The 19636-nt window shown below is 53.5% G+C and carries 18 protein-coding genes; all 18 read left to right on the top strand.

Annotation, left to right across the window (positions count from 1 at the left end; translation table 11 throughout):
- Nucleotide 1: 1 nt before the first annotated feature.
- The gene (wcaE, locus tag NUX24_RS13640) at nt 2-748 is read left to right on the top strand and encodes a colanic acid biosynthesis glycosyltransferase WcaE (RefSeq protein ID WP_257832178.1); all 747 of its coding nucleotides are present in this window, start codon (nt 2-4) and stop codon (nt 746-748) included.
- A 15-nt stretch (nt 749-763) separates the two neighbouring features.
- The gene (gene wcaF / locus NUX24_RS13635; protein WP_257832176.1) at nt 764-1324 is read left to right on the top strand and encodes a colanic acid biosynthesis acetyltransferase WcaF; all 561 of its coding nucleotides are present in this window, start codon (nt 764-766) and stop codon (nt 1322-1324) included.
- A 155-nt stretch (nt 1325-1479) separates the two neighbouring features.
- Nucleotides 1480-2601, top strand: coding sequence for a GDP-mannose 4,6-dehydratase (gene gmd, locus NUX24_RS13630; protein WP_014884502.1), 1122 nt, complete (start codon nt 1480-1482; stop codon nt 2599-2601).
- Nucleotides 2602-2603: 2 nt separating this feature from the next.
- Nucleotides 2604-3569: a GDP-L-fucose synthase gene (locus tag NUX24_RS13625; RefSeq protein WP_024908102.1), complete on the top strand. Its 966-nt coding sequence runs from the start codon at nt 2604-2606 to the stop codon at nt 3567-3569.
- A gap of 2 nt (nt 3570-3571) precedes the next feature.
- Entirely contained in the window at nt 3572-4051 is a 480-nt protein-coding gene (locus tag NUX24_RS13620) for a GDP-mannose mannosyl hydrolase (protein ID WP_126330696.1), read from the top strand.
- The gene (wcaI, locus tag NUX24_RS13615; RefSeq protein ID WP_047647341.1) at nt 4048-5271 is read left to right on the top strand and encodes a colanic acid biosynthesis fucosyltransferase WcaI; all 1224 of its coding nucleotides are present in this window, start codon (nt 4048-4050) and stop codon (nt 5269-5271) included. Before NUX24_RS13620 ends, wcaI begins: the two co-directional genes overlap by 4 nt.
- 3 nt (nt 5272-5274) lie before the next feature.
- On the top strand, nt 5275-6711 hold the full coding sequence (gene cpsB / locus NUX24_RS13610) for a mannose-1-phosphate guanyltransferase (RefSeq protein WP_257832170.1): 1437 nt from the start codon (nt 5275-5277) through the stop codon (nt 6709-6711).
- 110 nt (nt 6712-6821) lie between these two features.
- Nucleotides 6822-8192 carry a colanic acid biosynthesis phosphomannomutase CpsG gene (gene cpsG / locus NUX24_RS13605; RefSeq protein WP_029742028.1) on the top strand — a complete coding sequence of 457 codons (1371 nt, stop codon included), beginning with the start codon at nt 6822-6824 and terminating at the stop codon, nt 8190-8192.
- 46 nt (nt 8193-8238) lie between these two features.
- Nucleotides 8239-9633 carry an undecaprenyl-phosphate glucose phosphotransferase gene (wcaJ, locus tag NUX24_RS13600; protein ID WP_257832168.1) on the top strand — a complete coding sequence of 465 codons (1395 nt, stop codon included), beginning with the start codon at nt 8239-8241 and terminating at the stop codon, nt 9631-9633.
- A gap of 1 nt (nt 9634) precedes the next feature.
- The gene (gene wzxC, locus NUX24_RS13595) at nt 9635-11113 is read left to right on the top strand and encodes a colanic acid undecaprenyl disphosphate flippase WzxC (protein ID WP_023312393.1); all 1479 of its coding nucleotides are present in this window, start codon (nt 9635-9637) and stop codon (nt 11111-11113) included.
- Nucleotides 11114-11130: 17 nt separating this feature from the next.
- Nucleotides 11131-12411, top strand: coding sequence for a colanic acid biosynthesis pyruvyl transferase WcaK (gene wcaK / locus NUX24_RS13590; protein ID WP_047652464.1), 1281 nt, complete (start codon nt 11131-11133; stop codon nt 12409-12411).
- Nucleotides 12408-13628, top strand: a complete 1221-nt coding sequence (wcaL, locus tag NUX24_RS13585) for a colanic acid biosynthesis glycosyltransferase WcaL (protein ID WP_257832166.1) — start codon at nt 12408-12410, stop codon at nt 13626-13628. Before wcaK ends, wcaL begins: the two co-directional genes overlap by 4 nt.
- Before the next feature lie 12 nt (nt 13629-13640).
- The gene (gene wcaM, locus NUX24_RS13580; protein WP_257832164.1) at nt 13641-15032 is read left to right on the top strand and encodes a colanic acid biosynthesis protein WcaM; all 1392 of its coding nucleotides are present in this window, start codon (nt 13641-13643) and stop codon (nt 15030-15032) included.
- A gap of 176 nt (nt 15033-15208) precedes the next feature.
- A complete protein-coding gene (galF, locus tag NUX24_RS13575; RefSeq protein WP_023312389.1) occupies nt 15209-16102 on the top strand; it encodes a GalU regulator GalF in 894 nt (297 codons plus the stop codon).
- 319 nt (nt 16103-16421) lie between these two features.
- On the top strand, nt 16422-17015 hold the full coding sequence (locus NUX24_RS13570; protein WP_257832160.1) for a CatB-related O-acetyltransferase: 594 nt from the start codon (nt 16422-16424) through the stop codon (nt 17013-17015).
- On the top strand, nt 17015-17599 hold the full coding sequence (locus NUX24_RS13565; protein ID WP_039262641.1) for a DapH/DapD/GlmU-related protein: 585 nt from the start codon (nt 17015-17017) through the stop codon (nt 17597-17599). The genes NUX24_RS13570 and NUX24_RS13565 overlap by 1 nt, the downstream gene beginning before the upstream one ends.
- A 32-nt stretch (nt 17600-17631) precedes the next feature.
- A complete protein-coding gene (gene rfbB / locus NUX24_RS13560; RefSeq protein ID WP_039262640.1) occupies nt 17632-18714 on the top strand; it encodes a dTDP-glucose 4,6-dehydratase in 1083 nt (360 codons plus the stop codon).
- Nucleotides 18715-18746: 32 nt separating this feature from the next.
- On the top strand, nt 18747-19622 hold the full coding sequence (rfbA, locus tag NUX24_RS13555; protein ID WP_257832157.1) for a glucose-1-phosphate thymidylyltransferase RfbA: 876 nt from the start codon (nt 18747-18749) through the stop codon (nt 19620-19622).
- The last annotated feature ends 14 nt before the right edge of the window (nt 19623-19636 follow it).

Here is a 19636-nt window from a genome sequence, read left to right as displayed (position 1 = left end):
TATGTTTCTTAGCGTCATTACTGTCGCTTTTCGTAATTACGAAGGGGTGGTAAAAACCTGGCGCTCGCTGCGCAACCTGGCGCGCGATCCAAGCCTCACCTTTGAGTGGATTGTGGTCGACGGCGGCTCGAACGATGGCACGGCGGAGTTTCTGGAAAAACTCAACGGTGAGTTCAACTTACGCTACATCAGCGAGAAAGATAAAGGCATCTACGATGCGATGAATAAAGGCATCAGCATGGCGCAAGGCCGTTATGCCATCTTCCTGAACTCGGGCGATATTTTCCATGAAGACGTGGCGCTGTTTGCCCGTCAGCTGGCTCGCCAGAAAGAGGACGCCATGTATATTGGCGATGCGCTGCTCGATTTTGGCGACGGACATAAAGTGTGCCGCAGCGCGAAGCCAGGCTGGTATATCTATCACAGCCTGCCGGCCAGCCATCAGGCCATTTTCTTCCCGGTAAAGGGTCTGAAAAAACAGCCTTACGATTTGCAGTATAAAGTGTCTTCCGATTATGCGCTGGCAGCCAGCCTGTATAAATCAGGTTATCCGTTCCGTCGAATTAAAGGGTTGGTGTCTGAATTCTCCATGGGCGGCGTGTCAACGTCTAATAATCTGGAATTGTGCCAGGATGCCAAAAACGTACAGCGTAAAATATTACGCGTACCGGGATTCTGGGCGGAATTGTCTTATTTATTACGCCTGCATACCACAGGCAAAACGAAAACCTTATATAACAAAGCCTGAATATAAGGAAACGCAATGCAGGATTTAAAAGGTTTCTCCGTGCCGAAAGGTTTTCGGGGCGGGAACGGTATTAAGGTGCAGCTGTGGTGGGCCGTTCAGTCAACATTATTTGCCTGGTCGCCGCAAATAATGTACCGCTGGCGAGCTTTTTTATTGCGCCTGTTTGGCGCAAAAATCGGAAAAAACGTAGTCATCCGACCTTCTGTGAAAATTACCTATCCGTGGAAATTAACGCTGGGGGATTACGCATGGGTTGGGGATGATGCGGTGTTATATACCCTTGGCGAAATTACGATTGGTGCAAATTCGGTGGTTTCACAGAAATGTTATTTGTGCACCGGCAGCCACGACTTTATGAGTCAGCATTTTGATATTACCGCTTCGCCTGTTGTGATTGGCGAAAAATGCTGGCTGGCAACGGATGTTTTTGTTGCACCGGGTGTTTCTGTTGGCGATGGCACGGTAGTCGGTGCCCGCAGCAGCGTTTTTAAATCGCTACCGGCAAATAAAATTTGCCGTGGCAACCCCGCAGTGGTGATACGCGAACGCGTTGAAACGAAGAGCCTTGTTAAGTAGGCGTAATCGTTGCAGGCAGTTTGAACGCGGCCTGCGCGCAGAAACCGGAACGTACTTAGGTACGTGAGGATTTCGAGCACAGCCCACGTTCAAAATGACAAAAAAGATAGCCTACTTAACGGCTCTGATTAAATTCATAAGTAGAGGAATAAAACATGTCTAAAGTCGCTCTCATCACCGGCGTTACCGGGCAGGATGGTTCTTACCTGGCAGAGTTCCTGCTGGAAAAAGGGTATGAAGTACACGGTATTAAACGTCGTGCGTCTTCTTTCAACACCGAACGTGTGGATCATATTTATCAGGATCCTCACGCGGCGAACCCGAAATTCCATCTGCACTACGGCGACCTGACCGATACCTCCAACCTGACCCGTATCCTGCAGGAAGTACAGCCGGATGAAGTCTACAACCTGGGCGCGATGAGCCACGTAGCGGTCTCCTTCGAATCCCCGGAATACACCGCTGACGTTGATGCCATGGGTACGCTGCGTCTGCTGGAAGCGATCCGCTTCCTCGGCCTTGAGAAGAAAACTCGCTTCTACCAGGCATCCACCTCCGAGCTGTACGGTCTGGTGCAGGAAATCCCACAGAAAGAGACCACGCCGTTCTACCCGCGCTCTCCGTATGCGGTAGCAAAACTGTACGCCTACTGGATCACCGTGAACTACCGTGAATCCTACGGCATGTACGCCTGTAACGGCATCCTGTTCAACCACGAATCTCCGCGTCGCGGCGAAACCTTCGTGACCCGCAAAATCACCCGCGCCATCGCCAACATCGCGCAGGGTCTGGAATCTTGCCTGCACCTCGGCAACATGGATTCCCTGCGTGACTGGGGCCATGCCAAAGACTACGTGAAAATGCAGTGGATGATGCTGCAGCAGGAACAGCCAGAAGACTTCGTGATTGCGACCGGCGTGCAGTACTCCGTACGTCAGTTCGTTGAAATGGCCGCGGCACAGCTGGGCATCAAACTGCGCTTCGAAGGTACCGGCGTGGAAGAGAAAGGTATCGTGGTTTCCGTGACCGGCCATGACGCTCCGGGCGTGAAGCCAGGCGACGTGATTGTCCAGGTTGACCCGCGCTACTTCCGTCCTGCTGAAGTGGAAACCCTGCTGGGCGACCCAACCAAAGCGCACGAGAAGCTGGGCTGGAAACCAGAAATCACTCTGCAGGAAATGGTTTCCGAGATGGTAGCTAAAGATCTTGAAGCAGCGAAAAAACACTCCCTGCTCAAGTCTCATGGCTACGAGGTTGCCATCGCGCTGGAGTCCTGAGAATGACAAAACAACGTATTTTTGTCGCCGGTCATCGCGGAATGGTGGGTTCCGCGATTGTTCGCCAGCTGGAGCAGCGCGGTGACGTGGAAGTGATTGTCCGCACCCGCGACGAGCTGAACCTGCTCGACAGCCGCGCGGTACAGGACTTCTTTGCTAACGAACGCATTGACCAGGTGTATCTGGCGGCGGCGAAGGTGGGCGGTATTGTCGCTAACAACACCTACCCGGCGGATTTCATCTACGAAAACATGATGATCGAGAGCAACATTATTCACGCGGCGCATCTGCACAACGTGAATAAGCTGCTGTTCCTCGGGTCGTCCTGTATTTATCCGAAAATGGCGAAGCAGCCGATCGCTGAGAGCGAACTGCTGCAGGGCACGCTGGAAGCGACCAACGAGCCGTACGCGATTGCCAAGATTGCCGGGATTAAGCTGTGCGAGTCCTACAACCGTCAGTACAACCGCGACTATCGTTCGGTGATGCCGACCAACCTGTACGGACCGCACGACAACTTCCACCCGAGCAACTCGCACGTGATCCCGGCGCTGCTGCGCCGCTTCCACGAGGCGACCGCCGAGAACGCGCCGGACGTGGTGGTGTGGGGCAGCGGTACGCCGATGCGTGAATTCCTGCACGTGGACGACATGGCTGCCGCCAGCATTCACGTGATGGAGCTGGATCGCGAAGTGTGGCAGGAGAACACCGAGCCGATGCTGTCGCACATCAACGTCGGTACCGGCGTGGACTGCACCATTCGCGAGCTGGCGCAAACCATCGCGCAGGTAGTGGGCTACAAAGGCCGCGTGGTGTTTGACGCGACGAAACCGGATGGCACGCCGCGCAAGCTGCTGGACGTGACCCGTCTGCATCAGCTGGGCTGGTATCACGAGGTGTCACTGGAGCAGGGGCTGGCCAGTACCTACCAGTGGTTCCTGGAAAACCAGCACCGCTTCCGGGGGTAAAGATGTTTTTAAGTCAGGAAGATTTTGCCACGGTAGTGCGTTCCACTCCGCTCATCTCGATTGATTTGATCGTGGAGAACGAACGCGGCGAGTTCTTGCTGGGGAAACGAACCAACCGTCCTGCACAGGGCTTCTGGTTCGTGCCCGGCGGGCGCGTGCAAAAGGATGAGACGCTTACCGATGCGTTTGAGCGTCTCACTCTGGCGGAACTGGGCCTGCAGCTGCCGATGGCAGCGGGCCAGTTTTACGGGGTCTGGCAGCACTTCTATGACGATAACTTTTCAGGCACCGGATTCACCACGCACTACATCGTGCTGGGGTTCCGCCTGAAGGTGAGTGAGGCAGACCTGCGTCTGCCTGATTCTCAGCATGACGACTACCGCTGGCAGACGCCAGAGGCGCTGCTGGCGAGCGACAATGTGCATGACAACAGTCGTGCCTATTTCCTGGCAGATCGTCAGTCCGGAGTGCCGGGCTTATGAAAATTTTAGTGTACGGAATCAACTACTCGCCGGAATTAACCGGCATCGGGAAATACACCGGCGAGATGGTCGAGTGGATGGCGAGCCAGGGACATGACGTGCGGGTCATTACCGCGCCGCCGTACTACCCGGAGTGGAAAGTCGGGGAGCGCTACTCAAGCTGGCGCTACCGTCGCGAAGAGGGCGCTGCGACCGTCTGGCGCTGCCCGCTGTATGTGCCTAAGCAGCCCTCAACGCTGAAACGGTTACTTCATCTGGGCAGCTTTGCCCTGAGCAGTTTCTTCCCGCTGATGGCGCAGCGTCGCTGGAAGCCGGATCGCATCATCGGCGTTGTGCCAACGCTGTTTTGCACGCCGGGCATGCGTCTGCTGGGCAAACTCTCCGGTGCGCGCACTCTGTTGCACATTCAGGATTACGAAGTTGACGCCATGCTGGGCCTGGGGATGGCAGGCAAAAGTAAAGGCGGCAAGGTGGCGAAGCTCGCCAGCGCCTTTGAGCGCAGCGGCCTGCATAACGTGGATTACGTCTCGACTATCTCGCGCTCGATGATGAACAAGGCGCAGGAGAAGGGCGTTCCGGCAGAGAAGGTAATCTTCTTCCCGAACTGGTCCGAAGTGGCGCGTTTTCGCGACGTGACTGAGCAAGACGCTCAGGCCCTGCGCGCGCAGCTCGGCTTGCCTGAAGATCAAAAAATCATTCTTTACTCAGGCAACATCGGCGAAAAGCAGGGGCTGGAAAGCGTGATTGAAGCGGCCCAGCTGCTGAGTGAACATCCGTGGACGTTTGTGATTGTCGGGCAGGGCGGTGGAAAGGCGCGGCTGGAAAAAATGGCCGGGGAACGCGGCCTAACCAACGTAAAATTTTTCCCGCTTCAGTCTTACGAGGCATTGCCTGCGCTGCTGAAGATGGGCGACTGCCATCTGGTGGTACAAAAACGCGGCGCCGCGGACGCGGTGCTGCCGTCCAAGCTGACCAACATTCTGGCAGTGGGCGGTAACGCGGTGATTACGGCAGAAGCCGAAACAGAATTAGGCCAGCTGTGTGACAGCTATCCGGGGATTGCCGTGTGCGTGGAACCGGAATCGGTCCCGGCGCTGGTAACCGGAATTGAGCAGGCACTTGCCATGCCAAAAGTGAACACGGTGGCACGTGAATATGCCGAACGCACGCTCGAGAAAGAGAACGTGCTGAGCCAATTTATTGCAGATATACGGGGATAAATCATGAGTCAAACCACTTTGTATCCGGTTGTGATGGCTGGTGGCTCTGGTAGCCGGTTGTGGCCGCTGTCCCGCGTGCTCTATCCAAAACAGTTCCTCTGCCTGAAAGGGGATCTCACCATGCTGCAGACGACGGTGAACCGTCTGCACGGCGTGGAGTGTGAAAGCCCGGTGGTGATCTGTAACGAACAGCACCGCTTTATTGTTGCCGAGCAGCTGCGCCAGCTGAATAAGCTCACCGAAAACATCATCCTGGAGCCTGCCGGACGCAATACCGCGCCTGCGATCGCCCTGGCGGCGCTGGCGGCAAAACGCAGCAGCCCGGACTGTGACCCGCTGATGCTGGTCCTGGCGGCAGACCACGTTATCCAGCAGGAAGACGCGTTTCGCGACGCGGTGCGTGCGGCGATCCCATACGCCGAGAGCGGCAAGCTGGTGACCTTCGGCATCGTGCCGGATCTGCCGGAAACCGGCTATGGCTATATTCGTCGCGGCAGCGTGACGCCGGGTGAAGGCGACAGCGTGGCGTTTGACGTGGCGCAGTTTGTTGAAAAACCGAATCTGGAAACCGCGCAGGCGTATGTCGCCAGCGGTGAGTATTACTGGAACAGCGGGATGTTCCTGTTCCGCGCCGGACGCTACCTGGAAGAGCTGCGCAAATACCGCCCGGATATTCTGCACGCCTGCGAGAAAGCGATGGCGGTGGTGGACCCGGATCTCGACTTCATCCGCGTGGATGAAGAGGCGTTCCTCGCCTGCCCGGAAGAGTCCATTGACTACGCGGTGATGGAACGCACGGCGGATGCCGTCGTGGTACCGATGGATGCGGGCTGGAGCGATGTCGGCTCCTGGTCCTCACTGTGGGAGATCAGCGCCCATACCCCGGAGGGTAACGTCCACCACGGCGATGTGATTAGCCACAAAACGGAAAACAGCTACGTCTACGCCGAATCCGGCCTGGTGACCACGGTCGGGGTGAAGGATCTGGTGGTTGTCCAGACCAAGGACGCCGTGCTGATTGCCGACCGTAACGCCGTGCAGGACGTTAAAAAAGTGGTGGAGCAGATCAAGGCCGATGGCCGTCACGAGCACCGTATTCACCGCGAAGTCTACCGTCCGTGGGGGAAATATGACTCCATCGACTCCGGTGACCGCTACCAGGTGAAACGCATCACCGTGAAGCCGGGCGAGGGGCTGTCGGTGCAGATGCACCATCACCGCGCTGAGCACTGGGTGGTGGTGGCGGGTACCGCTAAAGTCACTATCGACGGTGAAATCAAACTGCTGGGTGAAAACGAGTCCATTTATATTCCGCTGGGGGCGACGCACTGTCTGGAAAACCCGGGGAAAATTCCTCTCGACTTAATTGAGGTGCGCTCCGGCTCGTATCTGGAAGAGGACGATATCGTGCGCTTCCAGGACCGCTACGGGCGGGTGTAGCACTCTGCATTATGCCCGGCGGCGCTGCGCTGACCGGGCCTGCGAATGACAAAAAATCAATTTGGCCATTTAGTGGTCAGGGCCGACTGTTGCCTGAAAAAGGGGTCATCATGGAAAAATTAACCTGTTTTAAAGCCTACGATATTCGCGGCAAGCTGGGCGAAGAGCTGAATGAAGACATCGCGTGGCGCATTGGCCGCGCGTACGGCGAATATTTAAAACCGCAGACCATCGTGCTGGGCGGCGACGTGCGCCTGACCAGTGAATCCCTCAAGCTGGCCCTGGCGAAAGGGCTGCAGGACGCGGGCGTGGACGTGCTGGATATCGGCCTTTCCGGGACCGAGGAGATTTACTTTGCCACCTTCCACCTGGGCGTGGACGGCGGTATCGAAGTGACGGCCAGCCACAACCCGATGGACTACAACGGCATGAAGCTGGTGCGCAAGGGCGCCCGTCCGATCAGCGGCGACACCGGCCTGCGCGACGTGCAGCGCCTGGCGGAAGCCAACGACTTCCCGCCGGTGAACGAGGCGAAGCGCGGCAGCTACAAAAAAATCAACCTGCAGAAAGAGTATATCGACCACCTGCTGGGCTACATCAACGTGGCGAACCTCAAGCCGCTGAAGCTGGTCATCAACTCCGGTAACGGCGCGGCGGGTCCGGTTGTCGATGCGCTGGAGGCGCGCTTTAAGGCACTGAACGTGCCGGTGACCTTCGTGAAAGTACACAACACCCCGGACGGCAACTTCCCGAACGGTATTCCTAACCCGCTGCTGCCGGAGTGCCGCGACGACACCCGCAACGCGGTGATTGAGCACGGCGCGGACATGGGGATCGCCTTTGACGGCGATTTCGACCGCTGCTTCCTGTTCGATGAGAAAGGGCAGTTCATCGAGGGCTACTACATTGTCGGCCTGCTGGCGGAAGCGTTCCTCGAGAAAAACCCGGGCGCGAAAATCATCCATGACCCGCGCCTTTCCTGGAACACCGTCGACGTGGTCTCCGCGGCGGGCGGCACGCCGGTGATGTCCAAAACCGGCCACGCCTTCATCAAAGAGCGCATGCGCGAAGAAGACGCCATTTACGGCGGCGAGATGAGCGCCCACCACTACTTCCGTGATTTTGCCTACTGCGACAGCGGGATGATCCCGTGGCTGCTGGTGACCGAGCTGCTGTGCCTGAAGGGACAGACGCTGGGCGAGCTGGTGCGCGACCGCATGGCGGCGTTCCCGGCGAGCGGGGAGATCAACAGCAAGCTGGCGCAGCCGGCAGAGGCCATTGCCCGCGTGGAGCAGCACTTTGCGATCCACGCGCTGGAAATTGACCGTACGGACGGCATCAGCATGGCGTTCCCGCAGTGGCGCTTTAACCTGCGCTCGTCCAACACCGAGCCGGTGGTGCGCCTGAACGTGGAGTCCCGTGCTGACACGGCGCTGATGGAAGCCCGAACGAAGGACATTCTGGCGCTGTTGAATCAGTAACAATTGCCCCTCCCGGCGGGAGGGGGAACCGAATACAGGAACAACGATGACGAATCTAAAAAAACGCGAACGAGCGAGAACGAATGCATCGTTAATCTCTATGGTGCAGCGTTTTTCTGATATCACCATCATGGTCGGCGGATTGTGGGCGGTGTGTCGGATCGGCGGGCTGCCGTTCTTATATATGCATCTGCTGATGGCACTCATTGCGCTGGTCGTGTTTCAGATGATCGGCGGGATGACCGATTTCTACCGCTCGTGGCGCGGCGTCAAAATGACCACTGAACTCATGCTGTTGCTGCAGAACTGGACCCTGAGCCTGATCTTCAGCGCGGGCCTGGTGGCGTTTAGCCATGATTTTGATAATCGCCTCGTGACCTATCTGAGCTGGTATCTGTTAACCAGCGTCGGCATGGTGGTCTGCCGTTCCCTGATCCGTTTCGGTGCGGGCTGGCTGCGTAACCGCGGTTATAACCGTCGCTTCGTTGCGGTAGCGGGCGATCTGCCGGTTGGTAAGGTTCTGCTCGACAGCTTCCGCAAAGAGCCGTGGTTAGGGTTTGAAGTGGTGGGTATTTACCACGACGCGAAGCCTGGCGGCGTGCCTGCGGACTGGGCGGGCAATTACGAACAGCTTATTGAAGACGCGAAAGCCGGTAAAATTCACAACGTCTACATCGCCATGCAGATGAGAGACGAATCCCGCATTAAGCAACTGATGCGCGAGCTGGCGGACACCACCTGTTCGGTGATCCTGATCCCGGACGTCTTTACCTTTAACATCCTCCATTCACGCATTGAAGAAGTGAACGGCGTGCCGGTGGTACCGCTGTACGACACCCCGCTGTCGGGCATTAACCGCGTGCTGAAGCGCGCGGAAGATATTGTGCTCTCTTCGCTGATTTTACTGCTCATCTCCCCGGTGCTGTGCTGCATTGCCCTCGCGGTGAAGCTGAGCTCTCCCGGCCCGGTTATCTTCCGCCAGACCCGCTACGGTATGGACGGTAAGCCGATTATGGTGTGGAAATTCCGCTCCATGAAGGTGATGGAAAACGACAAGGTGGTGACCCAGGCAACGCAGAACGATCCGCGCGTCACCCGCGTGGGGAACTTCCTGCGCCGCACCTCGCTGGATGAACTGCCGCAGTTTATCAACGTCTTCACCGGCGGCATGTCGATTGTTGGCCCGCGTCCGCACGCGGTGGCGCACAACGAGCAGTACCGCTCGCTGATTGAAGGCTACATGCTGCGCCATAAGGTGAAGCCGGGCATTACCGGCTGGGCGCAGATCAACGGCTGGCGCGGCGAAACCGACACGCTGGAAAAAATGGAAAAACGTATCGAATTCGATCTGGAATACATCCGTGAATGGAGTATCTGGTTCGATATCAAGATTGTTTTTCTGACCATCTTCAAAGGTTTCGTGAACAAAGCGGCGTACTAAGATGAGCTTACGTGAAAAAACCATCAGCGGGGCGAAATGGTCAGCGATGGCGACCATCGTCATCATTGGCCTCGGTCTGGTGCAGATGACCGTGCTGGCGCGCATTATTGATAATCACCAGTTCGGCCTTTTGACCGTCTCGCTGGTGATTATCGCGCTGGCCGATACGCTGTCTGATTTTGGTATCGCCAACTCGATTATCCAGCGCAAAGAGATCAGCCATCTTGAGTTGACCACCCTCTACTGGCTGAACGTGGGGCTGGGGATTTTCGTGTTCGTGCTGGTGTTCCTGCTGAGCGACACTATCGCCAGCGTGCTGCATAACCCGGATCTGGCTCCGCTGATGCGCACGCTGTCGTTTGCGTTCGTGGTGATCCCGCACGGGCAGCAGTTCCGCGCGCTGATGCAGAAAGAGCTGGAGTTCAACAAGATCGGCATGATTGAGACCAGCGCGGTGCTGGCGGGCTTTACCTTCACCGTGGTGAGCGCCCATTTCTGGCCGCTGGCGATGACCGCCATCCTCGGATACCTGGTTAACTCTGCCGTGCGTACGCTGCTGTTCGGCTACTTTGGCCGCAAGATCTACCGTCCCGGGCTGCATTTCTCTCTTGCATCCGTCTCGTCCAACCTGCGCTTTGGCGCGTGGCTGACGGCGGACAGCATCATCAACTATGTGAATACCAACCTGTCGACGCTGGTGCTGGCGCGTATTCTCGGCGCGAGCGTGGCGGGGGGCTACAACCTGGCCTACAACGTCGCGGTGGTGCCGCCGATGAAGCTGAACCCGATCATCACCCGCGTCCTGTTCCCGGCGTTCGCCAAGATCCAGGACGACACCGAGAAGCTGCGCGTTAACTTCTACAAGCTGCTTTCCGTGGTGGGGATCATTAACTTCCCGGTGCTGCTGGGGCTGATGGTGGTGTCCAGCAACTTTGTGCCGCTGGTGTTTGGCGAGAAGTGGAACGGCATCATCCCGATCCTGCAGCTGCTCTGCGTGGTGGGGCTCCTGCGCTCCGTGGGGAATCCGATTGGTTCCCTGCTGATGGCAAAAGCGCGCGTGGACATCAGCTTTAAGTTCAACGTGTTCAAAACCTTCCTGTTTATTCCGGCGATTATCGTCGGCGGGCATATGGCGGGCGCCATCGGCGTCACGCTGGGCTTCCTGCTGGTGCAGGTAGTCAATACCGTTCTGAGCTACTTCATCATGATCAAGCCGGTGCTGGGCTCCAGCTACCGTCAGTACATCCTGAGCCTGTGGCTGCCGTTCTATCTCTCGTTGCCGACCCTGGCGGTGAGCTACGGCCTGGGCATCATCCTCAGCGGCCACCTGCCGCTGGCCGCGCTGCTGGCGGTACAGGTTGCCGCGGGGGCGCTGGCATTTGGCGTGATGATTGTGCTGTCACGCAATGCGCTGGTGGTGGAGATGAAGCGCCAGTTTTGCCGTAACGAAAAAATGAAAACGCTGCTTCGCGCAGGCTAGTTATTTAAGAGGCCATTATGAAATTATTAATTCTTGGCAACCATACCTGCGGCAACCGTGGCGACAGCGCCATCCTGCGCGGTTTACTGGATGCAATTAACACCCTTAAGCCTGAGACCGAAGTGGACGTGATGAGCCGTTATCCGGTCAGCTCATCCTGGTTACTGAACCGCCCGGTGATGGGCGACCCGCTCTACAGCCAGATGAAACAGCACAACAACGCCGCGGGCGTGATGGGCCGCGTGAAGAAAGTGCTGCGTCGTCGCTACCAGCACCAGGTGCTGCTTTCCCGCGTGACCGATACTGGCAAGCTGCGCAACATCGCTATCGCGCAGGGCTTCACCGACTTTGTTCGTCTGCTGTCCGGCTACGACGCCATTATCCAGGTCGGCGGATCGTTCTTCGTCGATCTCTACGGCGTGCCGCAGTTTGAGCATGCGCTCTGCACCTTTATGGCGAAAAAGCCGCTGTTTATGATTGGCCACAGCGTCGGGCCATTCCAGGATCCGCAGTTCAACCAGCTTGCAAACTACGTGTTCGGCCACTGCGACGCGCTGATCCTGCGCGAGTCGGTCAGCCTCGATATGATGAAGCGCAGCGAAATTGACACCTCAAAAGTTGAGCACGGCGTGGACACCGCGTGGCTGGTGGATCACCAGGACGACAGCTTCCAGCCGAGCTACGCGGTACAGCACTGGCTCGACGTGGCGGCGAAACAGAAAACCGTTGCCATTACCCTGCGCGAGCTGGCGCCCTTCGATAAGCGTTTAGGCACGACCCAGGCGGCGTATGAGAAAGCTTTCGCCGACGTGGTGAACCGCGTGCTGGACAGCGGGTACCAGGTGCTGGCGCTTTCCACCTGCACCGGTATCGACAGCTACAACAAAGACGACCGCATGGTGGCGCTGAACCTGCGCAGCCTGGTGAACGATCCGGCGCGGTATCACGTGGTGATGGATGAACTGAACGACCTGGAGATGGGCAAGCTGCTCTCCGCCTGCGACCTGACCGTCGGCACGCGCCTGCACTCCGCCATTATCTCCATGAACTTTGGCACGCCGGCCATTGCCATCAACTACGAGCACAAATCAGCAGGCATCATGCAGCAGCTCGGTATGCCGGAAATGGCCATGGATATCCGTCATCTGCTGGATGGGTCGCTCGGTGCGATGGTGGGCGACACGCTCGGCCAGCTGCCTTCGATCAATGAACGCCTGGCCGTGGCGGTGAAAGCCGAGCGCGAGAAGGGCATTGGGATGGTGAAATCGGTACTTGACCGCGTGCGGGAGGGGAAATGAAGGTTGGTTTCTTCTTACTGAAATTTCCGCTGTCGTCTGAAACGTTTGTCCTGAACCAAATCACCGCGTTTATCGATATGGGATATGACGTGGAGATTATCGCCCTGCAAAAGGGCGATACCAAAAATACCCATGCGGCGTATGCCCAGTATGGGCTGGAGGCGAAAACCCGCTGGCTGCAGGATGAGCCGTCCGGGAAGCTGAGCAAGCTGCGCCACCGTGCCAGCCAGACGCTGCGCGGGATCCACCGCGCGTCGACGTGGCGGGCGCTGAACGTTTCCCGCTATGGGGCCGAATCCCGCAATCTGATCCTGTCGGCCATCTGCGGGCAAACCGCGCAGCCGTATCGTGCCGACGTGTTTATCGCCCACTTTGGCCCGGCGGGCGTCACCGCCGCGAAGCTGCGCGAGCTGGGCGTGATTGACGGTAAAATTGCGACCATCTTCCACGGTATCGACATCTCCAGCCGCGAAGTGCTGAACCACTACACGCCGGAGTATCAGCAGCTGTTCAGGCGCGGCGACATGATGCTGCCTATCAGCGAACTGTGGGCCGGACGCCTGAAAAACATGGGCTGCCCGGGAGAGAAAATTGCCGTTTCGCGCATGGGCGTGGATTTAACGCGCTTTACCCGCCGTCCGGTGAAGGTGCCGGGCAAACCGCTGCAGATCATCTCCGTTGCTCGCCTGACCGAGAAGAAAGGCCTCCATGTGGCCATTGAAGCCTGCCGCCAGCTGAAAGCGCGCGGGGTAGATTTCCACTATCGCATTCTCGGCATTGGGCCGTGGGAGCGTCGTCTGCGCACGCTTATCGAACAGTATCAGCTGGAAGATGTCGTAGAGATGCCGGGCTTCAAGCCGAGCCACGAGGTCAAGGCCATGCTCGACGAGGCGGATGTCTTTCTGCTGCCTTCAGTGACGGGCGCCGATGGCGATATGGAAGGCATTCCGGTGGCGCTGATGGAGGCGATGGCCGTAGGTATTCCGGTGGTATCAACCCTGCACAGCGGCATCCCGGAGCTGATTCAGTCTGACCACTCCGGCTGGCTGGTGCCGGAGAATAACGCGATGGCCCTTGCGGACCGATTGGCAGCCTTCAGCGATATTGACCAGCAGGCGCTGGAGCCCGTGCTTCATAACGCCCGACAAAAAGTGGAAACCGATTTTAACCAGCAGGTGATTAACCGCCAGTTAGCGAGCCTGCTGCAAACGTTGTAACGCCGAGGATGTATGCTGAAAAAGATTACCCGACGCACCTTTGTCTCTTCTCTCTCCGTTCTGGCGGCCACGCCGCTGCTGTCGTCACGCATCGCGCGGGCGGCAAGCGGCAGAACGGTCTCTGTTAATCAGTACAACAACAACGACTGGATCGCCGCTTTTAAGCAGGCGTTTAATGACGGCGACACCGTTGTGGTCCCGGCCGGACTCACCTGCGAAAACATCAATACGGGCATTTTCATTCCCGACGGTAAAACGCTGCTGATCCGTGGGGCATTAACCGGCAACGGGCGCGGCCGCTTTGTTCTTCAGGAAGGCAGCAAAGTAATCGGTGAAGGTGCTGGTCGCACGGAGAACATTACGCTCGACGTTCGCGGCTCTGACTGCGTTATCAAAGGGCTGGCCATGAGCGGTTTTGGCCCGGTGACGCAGATCTACATCGGCGGCAAGAAACCGAGCGTAATGCGTAATTTGCTGATTGATAACATCAGCGTGAGCCAGGCCAACTACGCCATCCTGCGCCAGGGGTTCCACAACCAGGTGGACGGAGCCCGCATCACCAACAGCAAATTTAGCCATCTGCAGGGGGATGCGATCGAGTGGAACGTCGCCATCAACGATCGCAATATCCTGATCTCCGATCATGTCATCGACAACATCAACTGCACCAACGGCAAAATCAACTGGGGCATCGGCATTGGCCTCGCCGGCAGCACCTATGATAACGACTACCCGGAAAAACAAACCGTTAAGAACTTCGTGGTGGCCAACATCACCGGCAGCAACTGTCGCCAGCTGGTGCACGTGGAAAACGGTAAACATTTTGTTATTCGCAATATTAAGGCCAAAAATATAACTCCCGACTTCAGTAAAAAGGCGGGAATAGACAACGCCACGGTGGCCATTTATGGCTGTGATAATTTCATTATTGATAATGTCGATATGGTGAACAGTGCCGGAATGTTAATCGGCTATGGGGTCATAAAAGGCGATTATTTGTCCATCCCGCAGAACTTCAAGCTCAACAATATTCATCTCGATAACCGCCAGCTTGCCTATAAACTGCGCGGAATACAGATTTCATCCGGGAACGCCACCTCGTTTGTGGCGATAACTAACGTGGAAATGCAGCGGGCGACGCTGGAACTGCACAACAAGCCGCAGCATCTTTTTTTACGCAATATCAATGTGATGCAGGAAGCCGCTGTGGGGCCCGCCCTGAAGATCAACTTCGACCTGCGCAAGGATGTGCGTGGCAAGTTCATGGCGAAAGACGAGACGTTGCTGTCGCTGGCGAACATTAAAGCTGTGAATGAGAAGGGGCTGAGTTCGGTCGATATTGACCGGGTCGACCAGCAGGTGGTGAATGTGGAAAGGCTTAACTTTGCGCTTCCGCACAGATAATCGACAATCATCAGTTTTGAGACTATTCCTGGCATAAAAGCGCGATCTAATCAGATTACAACTACAGAAATTTGTGATGCTAAGGCGTAACATTGCCCAAGGATTACGGCAAATCATGCTGGCGAAAACAGGTTTAAGAGCTATAATTCGTCAACCATTTTAAGGTGGAAGAAATAATGATTAATTTGAAAGCAGTCATTCCGGTAGCAGGCCTGGGCATGCATATGCTGCCAGCCACAAAAGCCATTCCTAAAGAGATGCTGCCGATCGTCGACAAGCCAATGATTCAGTACATTGTCGACGAGATTGTTGCTGCAGGGATCAAAGAAATCGTCCTGGTTACGCACTCCTCCAAGAATGCGGTAGAAAACCACTTCGACACCTCTTACGAACTCGAAGCGCTGCTTGAGCAGCGCGTTAAGCGCCAGCTGCTGGCGGAAGTGCAGTCTATTTGTCCGCCGGGCGTGACCATCATGAACGTGCGTCAGGCGCAGCCGCTGGGGCTGGGCCACTCTATCCTGTGTGCCCGTCCGGTTGTGGGTGATAACCCATTTATTGTTGTTCTTCCGGACATTATCATCGATACCGCTTCTGCCGATCCACTGCGTTACAACCTGGCGGCAATGGTGGCGCGTTTCAATGAAACCGGCCGTAGCCAGGTGCTGGCGAAACGCATGAAGGGCGATCTCTCCGAGTACTCTGTGATCCAGACTAAAGAACCGCTGGAGACGGAAGGGCAGGTGAGCCGCATCGTTGAGTTCATCGAAAAACCGGATCAGCCACAGACGCTGGACTCCGACCTGATGGCTGTGGGTCGTTACGTTCTGAACGCCGATATCTGGGCCGAGCTGGAAAAAACCGAGCCAGGCGCCTGGGATCGTATTCAGCTGACCGACGCGATTGCCGAACTGGCGAAGAAGCAGTCCGTGGACGCTATGCTGATGACCGGCGACAGCTATGACTGCGGTAAGAAAATGGGGTATATGCAGGCGTTCGTGAACTATGGGCTGCGTAACCTGAAGGAAGGGGCGAAGTTCCGTAAGAAAATCGAGCAACTGTTAGCTGAGTAGCTGTTTGGTTATTAGACAAACACAATAGCGGCAGAAGAGCAAATGATACATTCTCATCGCTCTCTGCCGTTTTTTATTTAAAAATCAGCGGGTCACGTACTGATGCTAAGAAACGCCATTAAGTTAAACTGTGGTTTTTTTCTTGTTTTGATGTGCAATTAGGACCACAATATCAGATTAAATCTTTCATACTCAATGTGTAAGAAAGATAGATTTTGAACAATTTGCCCATTGTTTCAGTGAACTGGTAGCTGTTGAGCCAGGGGCGGTAGCGTTGATTTTTCAAACTAAATTGATATTAAACAGTGTAGGTCACTATATGAAGCAAGCTTTATCGAGAATGAAAATAAAATTGTTATCATATTTTTATAAAAGAAAAAATCGGTCTACACAATTCGGTCGTTACACTGTGTTATTTCGTCGTGCAAATATAACTAATTCTATAGTTGGTGATTATACGTATTTTGCAGGTACCGCCTCTGTCAACAATTGTCAGATCGGTAAATTTTGTTCGATTGCAGAAGGTGTCAAAATAGGTCTTGGAAAACATCCAGTTGATTTATTTTCTACACATCCAATATTTTACTCTGAAAATACATGCTTCCCTTATAAATTGAAAAATCATAGAGTTAGTAAAAAAATAATTGAGTCTATTACTGAATCCGAGAAAATCATCATAGGCAATGATGTTTGGATTGGCGTTAATGCCATCGTAATGGATGGTGTGACTATTGGCGATGGAGCCGTCATTGGGGCTGGGTCGGTTGTTACCAAAGATGTACAACCTTATACTATTGTAGGTGGTGTTCCTGCGAAATTTATTAGGGACAGACATAACATAAAATGTTCCTGGTGGGAGTTTGATGTAGATACCCTTGTAGAATTTTCCTCAAATTTTAAAAAGGGATTATAATGTACGAATTGATGTTCAAGGTCAGGCGTAAAATAGCCACTCTTTTTTCTTCATTAATTTTTCGTATTTCATTTAAAAAATTCGGAATTAAAAGCGGTATTTTTAAACCTGATATATTGCAAGGGGTAAGATATATAGAGGTTGGAGATAGAGTGGTAATCCAACCGGGGTTGTGGGCATTGGCATTAAAAATTGATAACCATAATCCGATTCTGAATATAGGTGATAACGTTTATATTGGTCGCTTTTTACATATCGTAAGTGTGCGCCGTGTAATTATCGAAAAAAATGTTCTTATCGCCGATAAGGTATATATATCAGATAATCTTCATGAATACAAAAATATTCATATTCCAGTAAGCCAACAACCTGTAATATTCAAAGGGGATGTGGTTATTAAAGAGGGTGCTTGGATAGGGGAAAATGTCTCCATCATAGGTGCTTGCATTGGTAAAAATAGTGTGATCGCAGCAAATTCTGTAGTTACGAAAGATATCCCCGATTATTCTGTTTGTGCCGGTGTACCTGCAAAAGTTATCAAAAAATACTGTTTCGAACGAAATGAATGGATCAGTGTTTCTTAATGCAATCCATTTTTACTTATTTGAGATAAAAAATGAAAATATTAGTTACTGGTGCTGCCGGATTCATCGGTTCGGCATTAGCGCGTTATATAATTAATTCAACAACTGATTCTGTGGTAAATGTTGATAAGTTAACCTATGCAGGTAACCTTCAATCTTTAAAAGACATTGAAAACAGCGATCGTTATGCTTTCGTTCATGCTGATATTTGCGATGCACAGGTATTAGACGCAATTTTTTCAACTCATAAACCTGATGCAGTAATGCATCTGGCAGCAGAAAGTCACGTTGACCGTTCAATCACCGGTCCGGCTGCGTTTATTGAAACGAATATTGTTGGAACCTACGTCTTGCTTGAAGCAGCCAGAAAATACTGGCAAAACCTGGAAGGTGAAAAGAAACAGGGATTTCGTTTCCATCATATTTCAACCGATGAAGTGTATGGGGACCTACCTCATCCTGATGAATGGGATAATAACAAAAGTCTTCCATTGTTTACTGAGCATACCGCCTATGCTCCAAGCAGCCCGTACTCTGCCTCTAAAGCATCAAGCGATCATTTAGTACGCGCGTGGCATCGGACTTATAATTTCCCAACTATTGTGACTAACTGTTCAAACAATTATGGACCTTACCATTTCCCAGAAAAGTTAATCCCGTTGGTAATTCTCAATGCATTACAAGGTAAACCGTTGCCTATTTATGGCAAAGGTGATCAGATCCGCGACTGGTTGTACGTTGAGGATCATGCCCGTGCACTCTATACCGTTATCACGGAAGGTATCGTAGGTGAAACCTACAATATCGGCGGTTATAATGAGAAAAAGAATATTGAAGTAGTACAGACCATCTGCAATATTCTTGACGAAATAAAGCCGAAGAATACCTCATATAGCGAACAAATCACTTATGTTGCCGATCGCCCAGGCCACGATCGACGCTATGCTATCGATGCCAGTAAAATCACTCTGGAACTCGGCTGGAAACCTCAAGAGACCTTTGAATCTGGTATTAAGAAAACGATTCATTGGTATCTTGATAACCAGGATTGGGTCCAAAATATTATGAGTGGTGCCTATCAGGACTGGATCAATAAAAATTACGAGCAACGCTAATCTTTTCAACCCCGTCATAAGAAGCATTGAACATGTCAAAAAGAAAAGGAATTATTTTAGCCGGTGGTTCAGGTACTCGCCTTTACCCTGTGACGATGGCGGTTAGTAAACAGCTGCTGCCAATCTATGATAAGCCGATGATTTATTATCCGTTAAGCACGCTGATGCTTGCGGGTATTCGGGATATTCTCATCATCAGCACACCTCAGGATACCCCGCGCTTTGAGCAATTACTGGGTAACGGTAAAAAATGGGGACTGAACATTGAATATAAAGTCCAGGAAAGTCCTGATGGTCTTGCTCAGGCATTTATCATTGGTGAAGAGTTTATCGGTAACGATTCTTGTGCTTTAGTCCTTGGAGACAATGTTTTCTATGGTCACGATTTGCCAAAAGAACTTGAAATGGCAATGAATCAGGAAAAAGGAGCTACAGTCTTTGCCTATCATGTGAAAGACCCTGAACGTTATGGTGTGGTAGATTTCGATGAGAATGGCAAAGCGCTTTCTTTAGAAGAGAAACCACTGAAGCCAAAAAGTAATTACGCTGTGACTGGTCTCTATTTTTATGATAATGCCGTCATTGAGATGGCTAAACAGCTGAAACCGTCAGCGCGTGGTGAATTAGAGATCACTGATATTAACCGCCTCTACCTGGAAAAAAATTCGCTCTCAGTTGCTATTATGGGACGTGGATATGCCTGGCTTGATACAGGAACGCATGAGAGTCTAATTGAGGCAGGTAACTTTATTCAGACGATCGAATCACGTCAAGGTCTCAAAGTTTCTTGCCCGGAAGAGATTGCTTATCGCAAAGGTTTCATTGATAAGAAACAGTTAGCAAAATTAGCCAAAGAACTCAATAAAAATGACTATGGCAAATATTTGCAGCATTTAGCTAAAGACTGAAAATCTAACATAAA

This window comes from Enterobacter sp. HG048 (assembly GCF_024702055.1).
Lineage (GTDB): Bacteria > Pseudomonadota > Gammaproteobacteria > Enterobacterales > Enterobacteriaceae > Enterobacter > Enterobacter dykesii.
Note: the sequence above shows the minus strand (reverse complement) of the source record. Positions and strands in the feature narration are given on the sequence as shown.